10 protein-coding genes are annotated in these 12,344 nt (G+C 65.7%); 1 reads left to right on the top strand and 9 read right to left on the bottom strand.

Going from position 1 to position 12,344, the window contains the following annotated elements:
• Positions 1-91 precede the first annotated feature (91 nt).
• The 9 genes from M3A49_RS36905 to M3A49_RS36865 form a co-directional block, all read right to left on the bottom strand.
• The gene (locus M3A49_RS36905; protein ID WP_266233256.1) at positions 92-451 is read right to left on the bottom strand and encodes an FmdB family zinc ribbon protein; all 360 of its coding nucleotides are present in this window, start codon (positions 449-451) and stop codon (positions 92-94) included.
• 219 nt (positions 452-670) lie between these two features.
• Entirely contained in the window at positions 671-1,321 is a 651-nt protein-coding gene (locus tag M3A49_RS36900; protein ID WP_266233255.1) for a methyltransferase domain-containing protein, read from the bottom strand.
• A 27-nt stretch (positions 1,322-1,348) separates the two neighbouring features.
• Entirely contained in the window at positions 1,349-2,926 is a 1,578-nt protein-coding gene (ubiB, locus tag M3A49_RS36895) for a ubiquinone biosynthesis regulatory protein kinase UbiB (RefSeq protein WP_254352320.1), read from the bottom strand.
• Positions 2,927-2,944: 18 nt separating this feature from the next.
• Positions 2,945-3,580, bottom strand: a complete 636-nt coding sequence (locus M3A49_RS36890) for a ubiquinone biosynthesis accessory factor UbiJ (protein WP_266233346.1) — start codon at positions 3,578-3,580, stop codon at positions 2,945-2,947.
• A 173-nt stretch (positions 3,581-3,753) separates the two neighbouring features.
• Positions 3,754-4,770, bottom strand: a complete 1,017-nt coding sequence (locus M3A49_RS36885; protein WP_266233254.1) for a Tim44 domain-containing protein — start codon at positions 4,768-4,770, stop codon at positions 3,754-3,756.
• A 36-nt stretch (positions 4,771-4,806) separates the two neighbouring features.
• Positions 4,807-5,538: a bifunctional demethylmenaquinone methyltransferase/2-methoxy-6-polyprenyl-1,4-benzoquinol methylase UbiE gene (gene ubiE, locus M3A49_RS36880; RefSeq protein WP_069262911.1), complete on the bottom strand. Its 732-nt coding sequence runs from the start codon at positions 5,536-5,538 to the stop codon at positions 4,807-4,809.
• An 86-nt stretch (positions 5,539-5,624) separates the two neighbouring features.
• On the bottom strand, positions 5,625-6,038 hold the full coding sequence (locus tag M3A49_RS36875) for a gamma-butyrobetaine hydroxylase-like domain-containing protein (RefSeq protein WP_028206026.1): 414 nt from the start codon (positions 6,036-6,038) through the stop codon (positions 5,625-5,627).
• A gap of 67 nt (positions 6,039-6,105) precedes the next feature.
• On the bottom strand, positions 6,106-6,531 hold the full coding sequence (locus M3A49_RS36870; protein WP_266233253.1) for an HIT family protein: 426 nt from the start codon (positions 6,529-6,531) through the stop codon (positions 6,106-6,108).
• A 41-nt stretch (positions 6,532-6,572) separates the two neighbouring features.
• Complete coding sequence (locus tag M3A49_RS36865) at positions 6,573-10,619, bottom strand: FAD/FMN-binding oxidoreductase (protein ID WP_266233252.1); 4,047 nt, start codon at positions 10,617-10,619, stop codon at positions 6,573-6,575.
• A 549-nt stretch (positions 10,620-11,168) separates the two neighbouring features.
• On the opposite strand from M3A49_RS36865, the gene ilvA reads away from it, so the two are divergent.
• Positions 11,169-12,344, top strand: a 1,176-nt coding sequence (gene ilvA, locus M3A49_RS36860) for a threonine ammonia-lyase, biosynthetic (protein ID WP_266233251.1), incomplete at its 3' end; no start/stop codon positions are given.

Here is a 12,344-nt window from a genome sequence, read left to right as displayed (position 1 = left end):
GCCATGCGGGCCGCGCGCAGCAAACGGGCTGCCGGCACGGCTACGGCGCGGCGCGTGTCCCCGGGAATGCAGGAATCGCGCCGCAGGTTTTTCAGGTCGAGGCTGCCGGGCTGGGCGTGCTCGCTGGGCTGCTCGCGGCGGCCGCGGCTGGGCTCGAATCGCTGGAAGCGCTCGCGGCGCCCTCGCCGGCCGGCTTGCTGGCCTCCGGCGACGGCGCGTTTTCGCCAGCCTCCTTCGCGCCGGTCGCCGCGCCGCTCTTGCCGCCGTTGCCGCCGCGGAAATCGGTGACGTACCAGCCCGAACCCTTCAGCTGGAAGCCCGCTGCGGTGACCTGCTTGCGAAATGCGTCCGCGCCGCAGCTCGGGCACTGCGTCAGGGGCGCATCGCTCATCTTTTGGAGCACGTCCTTGTCGAAGCCGCACGACTCGCAGCGATAAGCGTAGATCGGCATGATCTCTATCCTGATGAAAATCTGATAATTGCTTGCAAAGCCTTGAATTATAGCCGCAAACCAGGATCGCCCCTGGCATTTACCGGGGTTGGGTATCCAGCGCAGAGGGTCGGAGGGTTGCGGCCGCCTCAAGTCAGATGAGGGCAGGTTGCGCGCACATCAAGAGCGCGCGCGGCCATGCAAGGCGGCGAGCCCATGGCGTGCCTGCCTAAAGACAGCTCAAACGGGCGACGGCGCGACGTCGTTGCGGCGCCACACGAGCCAGCGCTCGCGCCCGACGAACACGGGCAGCGAGTCGGCCACGGGCTGATCGTCGGCCAACGAGAAGTACGGCGTGAGCAAGGCGTCGAGTTCGTCGCGCGCGATGGCGAACGGCGGCCCTTTGGGCGTCTCGCCGATGAAGAAGTAGCCCGCGAGCAACGCGCCGGGCTGCAACAGCTGGGCCATGCGGGTGGCGTAGCTCGCGCGCTGCGCTTTGGGCAACGCGCACAGGAACGCGCGCTCGAACACCCAGGCCGGCGTGAACGGCGGCGTGTAGGCGTAGAAGTCCGCCTCTTCGACAACGCCGGCGTACTGCCCCAGCGCCGTACGCGCGCTCGCGACCGCGGCTGGCGCGAAGTCGATGGCGCGCACCGTGCGGCCGTGCTCGGCGAGCCAGCGTGCCTCCCAGGCGTTGCCACAGCCCGGAATCAGCACGGCGGCCTCAGGGTGCGCCGTGGCGAAAGCTTCGAACTGGCGCTGCACGCCCGCCTGATCCCATGGCGTGAAGCCGCGCGCGAAGCGCTCGTCCCAGAACGAGGGCGACGCCGGGTCGCGGGTTTCGAACTCGGGCACTTCGCCCGGTTGCGGCGGCAGGGTCGGGTCGCTCATCGTCTCACTCCTTGTTCTCGTGGTCCGTCAGCCGCCGTAGGCAAACGCGAGCCACACGCGCGCGGCCACCATGCCCACGCCCACGGCCACGCCGAACACGAGCAGGCCCTGCAGCAGGCGGTTCGTGCGGCGTTGCTCGGCGAGCATCGCGCGGATCGTCTCGTCGTTCGCGAAACCGCCCGGCTCCTGGCGGTGCAGCAGCGCCTGGTGCACGAGGCGCGGCAATTGTGGCAGCGTCTTGCTCCATTGCGGCGCTTCGATCTTGAAGCGCTCGTACCAGCCGCGCAGACCGATCTGCTCGGTCATCCAGCGCTCGAGATAAGGCTTCGCCGTTTTCCAGAGATCGAGCTCCGGATCGAGCGAGCGCCCGAGGCCCTCGACGTTGAGCATGGTCTTTTGCAGCAGCACGAGCTGCGGCTGGATTTCCACGTTGAAGCGCCGCGAGGTCTGGAAGAGGCGCAGCAGCACCTGGCCAAGCGAGATGTCCTTCAACGCCCGGTCGAAATACGGTTCGCACACGGCGCGAATCGCGCTTTCTAGCTCTTCCACGCGCGTATGGGGCGGCACCCAGCCCGATTCGATATGCAGCGTCGCCACGCGGTGATAGTCGCGCTTGAAGAACGCGAGAAAGTTCTGCGCGAGGTAGTTCTTGTCGAAGTCCGACAGCGCGCCGACGATGCCGAAATCGAGCGCGATATAGCGGCCGAAATGCGCGGGATCGAGACTCACCTGTATGTTGCCGGGGTGCATGTCGGCGTGAAAGAAGCCGTCGCGGAACACCTGCGTGAAGAAGATCTCCACGCCCTCCCGCGCGAGCTTCGGAATGTCCACGCCCGCCGCCCGCAGCTTGTCCACCTGGCTGATCGGCACGCCGACCATGCGCTCCATCACGAGCACGTTGGCCGTGCTGAATTCCCAGTACATTTCCGGCACGAGCAGCAAGTCGAGGCCCGCGAAATTGCGGCGCAACTGGCTGCCGTTGGCGGCCTCGCGCATGAGGTCGAGCTCGTCGTGCAGGTACTTGTCGAATTCGGCCACCACTTCGCGCGGCTTCAGGCGCTTGCCGTCGGCCCACAGGCGCTCGGCCCATACGGCGATGTCGCGCAGCAGCGCGAGGTCGGAATCGATCACCGGACGCATGTTCGGGCGCAGCACCTTCACCGCCACCGGCTTGCCCGCGTGCTGGCCCGACTTCACTTTGGCGAAGTGCACCTGGGCAATCGACGCGCTCGCCACCGGCACGCGTTCGAAATCGTCGAAGATCGTGTCGACCGGCGCGCCCAGCGACTTCTCGATCAGGCCGATCGCCACGTTCGAATCGAACGGGGGCACCTGGTCCTGCAGCTTCGCAAGTTCGTTGGCGATATCGGGCGGCAGCAGGTCGCGGCGCGTAGACAGCACCTGGCCGAATTTCACGAAGATCGGGCCGAGACTTTCCAGCGCGAGACGCAGACGCAAGCCGGGCGGGTCGTCGAAGCGACGGCCGATCGTGGTGATGCGCAGGAGCAGCGCCACACGCCGGTCGTTGATCCGGCTCAACATCATCTCGTCCAGGCCGAAGCGGATGACGGTGAAGAAAATCTTGAGGAAACGCAGAAAACGCATGTCTGGGGGGCCTGTTGACTAGCGCGAGCCGCGCGGCGCAGCGCTTTGGCTCCCGCCGCTGGCCAGTGATTTTTGTTCGAGCCGCTCGATGCGCTTTTCCACGCGTGCCAGCGCATCGCGTGCGCGCGACAGTTCTTCATTGAAGCCGTCGAGTTCGCCGCGCCGCACGAGCTGCGGATTTTCGTCGAGCAGATATTCCGTGACCGAGCCGAACACGTTGCGCCCGGTGCGCAGGGCCTGCTCGCCCGCGGCGCGCGCGAGCGTGGCGATGCGTGAAGCCGGCGCGTCGCCAATCAGCTTCGCGAGGTCCTCTTCGGGCTCCCAGCGCAGATGCTCGGCGAGCTTGCCGATGACCTGGGCAAACTCGGCATCGCCCTCGATCTTCACGTGTTTCATCACGGCCGCCTGGCCGCCCTGCACGAACGACGAGAGCGCGCCTGCGGGCAGCGACAGCGTCACATCGACATCGCCTGCATCGTGGTCCTCGACCGCACCCAGATAGCCGTCCGGCTGCACGAGCAGCGTGAGCACGACGGGCGGGCACGTGAGGCGGGCCGTCTTGCCGGCATAGGGGGCGAGACGCTCACGGGCCCACGTTTCGCGGGCGAGCAGGTGATTGACGGCAGCGGCGAAGGGCTTGGCGGCAAGAGTCATCGGCATGGAATAAGAAAACCCGCTCGGGCACAAGCCCGGGCGGGTTCCTATTGTAACGTTCGAGCCACAGGATCGCGCCGCCGTCCTGCCCTGTCCAATGCCGCGCGGCCGCTCGAAGGCGCCACACTCCGTGATCTGAATCAAATCACGAGACGCGCGGCCCCAGTGCTGGCTCAGTGAGATTCGACCTGCTGGATGCCCGCGAGCAGCCAGCCTTCGCCCGACGTACGCGATTTCGAGAGATTCCACACCTCGACGAACGGTGCGGCCGGCTCGCCCATGGCTTCGCGAATCAGGCCGGAGAAGCGCACGCTCGCAAGGTACTCGCTGCCGCGCTCTTCCACGCCGAGCAGGTCCGCGTTGAGCTGCACGACGTCGGTCTGGTTGGACTGCGCGCCGCGCCCCGCGAGATCGACGCGGATTTCGGCGAACATCTCGGGCGTCGTGAATTCGCGGATGTCGTCCATGTTGCCCGCGTCCCACGCGGCCTGCAGACGCACGAAGTAGACCTTCGCATTCCGCACGAAGGCTTCCGTGTCGAAGCCGGCCGGGATCGACGCAGCTGCCGGCGTATCGACTTGCGGCGTGCTCACCGGATTGGCTTCGGGCGCGAGGTACTGCCCCGTGGGCGGCGCGGTGTAGCGCGGCTCCTGCGGCTGAAACCCGCCCGACGACGGGTTCACGCTACTCGACGAGTACCCGCCCTGGTACGCGGGTTCCGCGGCACGGCGGCGGCTCATGAACTTGCGGATCAGCCAGACGGCGATAAAGGCGATGATCGCGATCACGATCATGTTGGCCATCATGCCGGCAAACGCCTCGCCAAGACCGAAGTGCGAAAGCAGCGCGGCGATGCCGAGACCGGCCGCGAGGCCCGCGATCGGCCCAAGCCAGCGATTGCGCGCCGGTGCGGGCGCAGGCGTGGGAGCCGGCGTGCCGGGAGCGCGCTGGGCCCCGGCCTGCTGCGCGGGATTCGTGGGGCTGGGCTGGGCAGGCGGCGGCGTGGTGCTGCGCTGCGAGGCCACCGACGACTGCTTGCCGAAACTGCGGCCGCCACCCATACGGCGAGCCTCCGCATCGAACGACGCGAGGCTGCCGGCAATCATCACGCCGGCGAGAGCCAGGACGCCGATTCGTCTGGCCCATGACGATGAAAGCTTTTTGGAAGCATCGATTCGGGGCTCAGACATGGTGGAAATTCCTTTAAAGACAGTAAGTTGGGAACACTAATACTTTGTGCCGACGTGCAAGGCTACCACGCCAGCTGACAAATTGTAATATTTGACAGCTTCGAGGCCGACTTGTTCCATCATCGTCTTGAGCGTTTCCTGGTCCGGATGCATGCGGATCGATTCCGCGAGGTACTGGTAGCTGTCCGCGTCCTGTGCAAAGCGCCGGCCAAGCCACGGCAGGACCTTGAACGAATACACGTCATACGCCTTCTTGAGCGGCTCCCAGACCTTCGAGAATTCGAGCACGAGCACGCGGCCGCCCGGCTTGAGCACGCGGCGCATCTCGGCGAGCGCGGCGTCCTTGTGCGTCATGTTGCGCAGCCCGAAAGCCACGGTCACCACGTCGAAGTAGTTGTCCGGAAAGGGAATTTTCTCGGCGTCGCAAAGCAGCGCCGGCGTGATCACGCCATTGTCGATGAGGCGGTCGCGCCCCACGCGCAGCATCGACTCGTTGATGTCGGTGTGCCAGACCTCGCCCGTCGGGCCCGCTTTCTTCGCGAACGCCATGGAAAGGTCGCCGGTGCCGCCCGCGATGTCGAGCACCTTCGCGCCGGGCCGGATGTTCGCTTGCGCAATCGTGAACGCCTTCCACGCGCGGTGCAGCCCGCCCGACATCAGATCGTTCATCAGGTCGTAGTTCGAGGCGACCGAGTGAAACACGCCGGCCACCTTCTTCGCCTTGTCCTGTTCGTCGACTGTCTGATAGCCGAAGTGGGTTTTGCTCATCGCGCTCGTCCTTTCGCGGAAGGGTGTTCTATTGGTGTGCTGCGCCGCTTCAGAGAAGCGGCGGGGCTGGATCGTAACAGGAAGCGTCAGTGGCAGTGGCCATGCGCGGCAGGGGGCGCCGCCATGGGAGCGTCGCGCTCGACGCCCGCCGCCTTCAGGCTGGCGAAATATTCCGCCCAGAGTTCGTCCTGGCGCGTGGCGAGCTCGTAGAGCTGGTCCCACGAGTAGATGCCGGTATTGTGGCCATCGGAGAACGTGGGCTGCAGCGCGTAGTTGCCGACCCCTTCGAGCGCCGTAATCGTCACCTCGCGCTTGCCGGTCTGCAGCGTTTCCTGGCCGGGGCCGTGCCCGCGCACCTCCGCCGAGGGCGAATACACGCGCATCAGCTCGAAGGGCACGCGGTAGCTCTCCCCGTTCGCATACTGGAGTTCCAGCACGCGCGAGACGGCGTGCACCACGACGCCGGTTGGCACCGGCGTATCGGATTTCAGTCCACTCATGATCGTTCCCGCTGTTGGACGCGCGACGGACGCGCATTGGACGCTCACCGCCCCGCCCGCTCAGACCTTAAGCCTGCTCCATTTCCTGTCGCACCGCGTCACGCAGCAGCGTGGCTTGCGCGCGGCGTTGGCCCAGCATCGCCTCGGACACCGTGCGCTGGCGCGGCGCCCAGACGGGCAGCGGGAAATGGGCGTCGTTCGTGAAGCGCGGAATGACGTGCCAGTGCACGTGCGGCACCTGGTTGCCGAGGCTCGCCAGATTCACCTTCGAAGGCTGCATGACACGGCGCAGCGCACGCTCGACGGCGTAGACCGCGCGCATCAGATGTTCCCGGTCGGCCGCGCCCAGGTCCGAGAATTCGGCGACGTGCGCATTCCAGATGACCCGGCAAAAGCCGGGATAGTCGGCCTCGGCAGTCGCGAGCACGACACGCATGCGCTCGTCCTGCCACAGCACATCGCCGCCTTCCTCACTGCAGAATACGCATGTCATCGTCGTCCTCGAACCCGTTCACCGAAAATTGAGCGCTGCCATTAGACCAGCACGCGCTCGATTCCGCCATTGTTCGCGTTCTGAACGTAGTCCGCCATCCAGTTTTCGCCAAGCAGGTGTCGGGCGATTTCCACCACGATGTAGTCGGCTTCGATGTTGGCGTCTTCGTTGTACCGCGACAGACCCTGGAGGCACGACGGGCAGCTCGTCAGAATCTTGACGTCCTGCGTCGTACCCTGCCCGCCCGCTTCCTGCTGCGTCGCTGGCTGCACCCCGTTCGCGCCGTTGCCGACGATCGGAATGCCGCGCAGCTTCGCCGCGCCCTTGCGGATTTCCTCTTCCTTGCGGAAACGCACCTGCGTCGAAATGTCCGGGCGCGTCACGGCCAGCGTGCCCGATTCGCCGCAGCAGCGATCGTTCTTCTCGATCTTGTAGCCGTCGTGTTCAGAGCCCATCAGCTCGTTGACGAGCTTGACCGGATCGATCGTCTTGATCGGCGTGTGGCACGGGTCGTGGTACATGTAGCGCGTGCCCGTCACGCCGTCGAGCTTGATGCCCTTCTCCAGCAGGAACTCGTGGATGTCGATGATGCGGCATCCAGGGAAAATCTTGTCGAATTCATAACCCGCGAGCTGGTCATAGCACGTCCCGCACGACACCACGACGGTCTTGATGTCGAGGTAGTTGAGCGTGTTCGCGACGCGATGGAACAGTACGCGGTTATCGGTGACGATCTTCTCGGCCTTGTCGTACTGGCCCGAGCCGCGCTGCGGATAGCCGCAGCACAGGTAGCCCGGCGGCAGCACCGTCTGCACGCCCGCTTCCCAGAGCATGGCCTGGGTGGCGAGACCCACCTGCGAGAACAGACGCTCCGAGCCGCAGCCGGGGAAGTAGAACACCGCTTCCGAATCGACGTTCGTCGTCTTCGGGTTGCGGATGATCGGCACGATCTTGTTGTCTTCGATGTCGAGCAACGCGCGCGCTGTCTTCTTCGGCAGGTTGCCCGGCATCTTCTTGTTGACGAAGTGGATCACCTGCTCGACCACGGCCGGCTTGCCCGTGGATGCGGGCGGATGCGCCGTCTGCTTCTTCACGACCTTCTTGAGCAAGTCGTTGCCAAGGCGCTGCGCCTTGTAGCCCACGCCCATCATCGCGGTACGCGCGAGATTGATGGTCTGCGGGTTCGTGGCGTTCAGGAAGAACATGCCCGCCGCGTTACCTGCGTTGAACTTCTTCTTGCCCATCTTGCGCAGCAGATTGCGCATGTTCATGGTCACGTCGCCGAAGTCGATCTTGACCGGGCACGGCGTCACGCACTTGTGGCAGACCGTGCAGTGGTCGGCCACGTCGTTGAACTCGTCCCAGTGCTTGATCGACACGCCGCGGCGCGTCTGCTCTTCGTACAGGAACGCCTCGACCAGCAAGGAGGTCGCGAGAATCTTGTTGCGCGGGCTGTAGAGCAGGTTCGCGCGCGGCACGTGGGTCGCGCACACCGGCTTGCACTTGCCGCAGCGCAGGCAGTCCTTCACCGAATCGGCGATTGCGCCAATGTCGGACTGCTGCATGATGAGCGACTCGTAGCCCATCAGGCCGAACGACGGCGTGTAGGCGTTGCGCAGGTCGGCGCCTTCGAGCAGCTTGCCCGCGTTGAAGCGGCCTTGCGGATCGACGCGCTGCTTGTAGGCGCGGAACTCGGCGATCTCGTCGTCCGTGAGGAATTCGAGCTTCGTGATGCCGATGCCGTGCTCGCCCGAGATCACGCCGTCGAGCGAACGCGCGAGCTTCATGATGCGCGCCACCGCGACATGCGCGTCCTGCAGCATCTCGTAGTTGTCGGAGTTGACCGGCAGGTTCGTGTGCACGTTGCCGTCGCCGGCGTGCATGTGCAGCGCCACGAACACACGGCCGCGCAGCACCTTCTTGTGTATCGCCTGGGCCTCGTCGAGGATCGGCTTGAATTCGCCGCCGTTGAAGATCTTGCGCAGTTCCGCGCGGATCTCCTGCTTCCACGAGATTCGTACCGTGCGGTCCTGGGTCACGTGGAAGACGTTCGCGTCCGGCTGCGCATCCACGCGGTCGGCGAACTTTTCCGCCAGCGCCTCGTAGCCCAGTTGCACGAGATAGTGCTGCGCCTCGCGCAGCGACAGATCGAGCTTCTCGCCCACGAAGGTCCAGCGCTCGCGCACGCGCTTGAGCAGGTCGAGCGCTTGCTGCACGCGGTCTTCGAGGAGTTCCGCGGACGGAATCTCGTTCGCGTCGTCCGTCTTGCCGAGCGGCAGCTTGCCCGCCTTGAAGAACGCTTCGAGCGCGTCGACCAGTTGCAGCTTGTTCTTGAGCGACAGCTCGATGTTGATGCGCTCGATGCCGTCCGTGTACTCGCCCATGCGGTCGAGCGGGATCACGACGTCTTCGTTGATCTTGAACGCGTTGGTGTGCTTTGCGATCGCGGCCGTGCGGCTGCGGTCGAGCCAGAAGCGCTTGCGCGCCTCGGCGGACACCGCGACAAAACCTTCACCGCTCTTGCCGTTCGCCATGCGGATGACTTCCGAAGTCGCGGTAGCCACGGCATCGGCGTCGTCACCGACGATATCGCCGATCAGCACCATCTTCGGAAACGCGTTGCGCTTGCTCTTGGTCGCGTAGCCCACGGCGCGCAGATAACGCTCGTCGAGATGCTCGAGGCCCGCGAGAATCGCGCCGCCCTGTTTCGACGTTTCGAACAGGTAGTCCTTGATCTCGACGATGCTCGGAATCGCCTCGCGCGCCTGGCCGAAGAACTCCAGACACACCGTGCGCGTATGCGCGGGCATCTTGTGCAGCACCCAGCGCGCGGACGTGATGAGCCCGTCGCAGCCTTCCTTCTGCACGCCCGGCAGGCCGGCGAGGAACTTGTCGGTGACGTCCTTGCCGAGACCTTCCTTGCGGAAGCGCTTGCCTTCGATATCGAGCGATTCGGAGCGCAGCAGCTTTTCGCCCGGCGCGTATTCGCCGTCGAACCACTTCAACTCAAAGCGCGCCACGGGAATGTCGTGGATCTTGCCCATGTTGTGGTCGAGGCGCGTGACTTCCAGCCAGTTGCCCTGCGGGTCGACCATGCGCCACCAGGCGAGATTGTCGAGCGCCGTGCCCCACAGCACCGCCTTCTTGCCGCCTGCATTCATCGCAACGTTGCCGCCGATGCACGACGCATCGAGCGAAGTCGGATCGACTGCGAAGACGAAGCCCGCGGCGTCGGCGGCCTCGGTCACGCGGCGCGTAACCACGCCCGCGCCCGAGAAAATCGTCGCCACCTTGCGGTTCACGCCCGGCAGCTCGGTCATTTCGACGGGACCAAGCTGCTCAAGCTTTTCGGTGTTGATGACGGCCGAGAACGGGGTGAGCGGCACCGCACCACCCGTGTAGCCCGTGCCGCCTCCGCGCGGAATCACGGTGAGCCCCAGTTCGAAACAGGCCTTGATGAGGCCGGCGATTTCGGCTTCGGTATCGGGCGTGAGGACGACAAACGGATATTCAACGCGCCAGTCGGTCGCGTCGGTCACGTGCGAGACGCGCGCGAGGCCGTCGAAACGGATGTTGTCCTTGGCCGTGCGCTTGCCGAGCACCTTCGTCGAGCGGCGGCGCAGGTCGGCCACCTTCTCGAACTCGCCCGCGAAGGCGTCGATGGCGCGGCGCGTGGCGCTGACCAGTTTTTCCACGCGCGCGGCACGGTCCACGCCTTCCTTGTCTGCATGCTCCTGCAGGTCGGCGCGGCGGCGCTTCTCGATTTCACCGAGGCGGTGGTTCAACGCCTCGATCAGGAGCGCGCGGCGTTTCGGATTGTCGAGCAAATCGTCCTGCAGATACGGATTGCGGCGCACGACCCAGATGTCGCCCAGCACCTCGTAGAGCATGCGCGCCGAGCGGCCGGTGCGGCGCTCCGCGCGCAGCACGGCGAGCGCGTTCCAAGCCTCTTCGCCAAGCAGGCGGATGACGATTTCGCGGTCCGAAAAGGACGTGTAGTTATAGGGAATCTCGCGCAGGCGCGGTTCGATGTCGGCGGCCACGGCGGCGGGGGCGCCGTGAGGATCGAAAACTTGAGGTGCGTTCATGGTTGGACGACTCTTTGGGCCAGTCCCGCGCACGGCTCGCGGCCGCTGCGACGGATACTGACGGGGCGCGTGGGGCGCTATTCTGAAATCGTGTCCGCCTGTGGCAGGCTGCGGACGAAAGGGGTGGGGAGGCACATGGCGGCAACGCTCACGCCGATGGTTCCCCGGCGCTCGGATTTAGCGACACGATCGTGCGTGGCGGGCGTGCCGCTGCGCCGCCGGGCGGGTCACGCGCCGTGCGGGCATCAAATGGGCTCTCCGAGGTTGCCAGTGCATCATCCGATCCTTGTTTCGAAAAAGGATTTTACCGCATGATCCGCACCCGCGCTGACGCGGCGTAGGAACTTGGTGAACACACAAGATTCACTTGCGTAGACGGGTGATTCGCGCCGGATTGCGCGCGCTTTGACGATGATTTGCCTTCCGGCCGGTCGGTGAATAGCGCTGCCGCATCGAGCGCCAGCCGCCTGCCCGCGCCGCCAGCGCGGGAGCCGTTGGCGCTATCATTTACGCTTTCCCGCCCTAAACCCGCGCCCGGCGCGCCCTCGCATGGCCTCCCACGACGATTACCTGAAGAAAATCCTCACCGCCCGCGTCTACGATGTCGCCCGCGAGACCGAACTCGAGCGCGCCCCGAATCTCTCGGCGCGCCTGCGCAACGCCGTGTTCCTCAAGCGCGAGGACAACCAGCCGGTGTTCTCCTTCAAGCTGCGCGGCGCGTACAACAAGATGGCGCATCTCACGCCCGCGCAGCTCGAGCGCGGCGTGATCACCGCCTCGGCGGGCAATCACGCGCAGGGCGTGGCGCTTTCGGCGGCGAAGCTCGGCGTGAAGGCCGTGATCTGCGTGCCGGTTACCACGCCGCAGGTGAAGGTCGATGCGGTGCGCGCCCACGGCGGCGCGACCGTCGAGGTCGTGCAGGCCGGCGAGTCGTACAGCGACGCCTACGCCCACGCCGTGCGCCTGCAGGAAGAACGCGGCCTGACCTTCGTGCACCCGTTCGACGATCCCTACGTGATCGCCGGCCAGGGCACCGTCGCGATGGAAGTGCTGAGCCAGCATCAGGCCCCGATTCACGCGATCTTCGTGCCGATCGGCGGCGGCGGGCTGGCTGCGGGTGTCGCGGCGTACGTAAAGGCCGTGCGCCCCGAGATCAAGGTGATCGGCGTGCAGACCGATGATTCCTGCGCGATGGCGCAGTCAATCCAGGCGGGCAAGCGCGTGGAACTCGCCGAAGTCGGCCTGTTCTCGGACGGCACGGCCGTGAAGCTCGTGGGCGAGGAAACCTTCCGCCTGTGCCAGCACTACCTCGACGAAGTGCTCACCGTCGATACCGACGCCCTCTGCGCCGCGATCAAGGACGTCTTCCAGGACACGCGCAGCGTGCTCGAACCCGCCGGCGCACTGGCCGTGGCGGGCGCGAAGCTGTACGCGGAGCGCGAGGGCATCGAAGGCCAGACGCTGGTGGCGATCACCTCGGGCGCGAACATGAACTTCGACCGCATGCGCTTCGTGGCCGAGCGCGCCGAGGTGGGCGAGGCGCGCGAAGCGGTGTTCGCGGTGACGATCCCCGAGGAGCGCGGCAGCTTCAAGCGCTTCTGCGAGCTGGTCGGCACGCGCAGCGTGACCGAGTTCAACTACCGCATCGACGACGCCGAGCGCGCGCACATCTTCGTGGGCGTGCAGATCCGCAACCGCGGCGAGTCGCAGCAGATCGCGAAGACC

Origin of the sequence: Paraburkholderia sp. CNPSo 3076 (genome assembly GCF_026343935.1) — a bacterium.
Taxonomy (GTDB): domain Bacteria; phylum Pseudomonadota; class Gammaproteobacteria; order Burkholderiales; family Burkholderiaceae; genus Paraburkholderia; species Paraburkholderia nodosa.
Note: the sequence above shows the minus strand (reverse complement) of the source record. Positions and strands in the feature narration are given on the sequence as shown.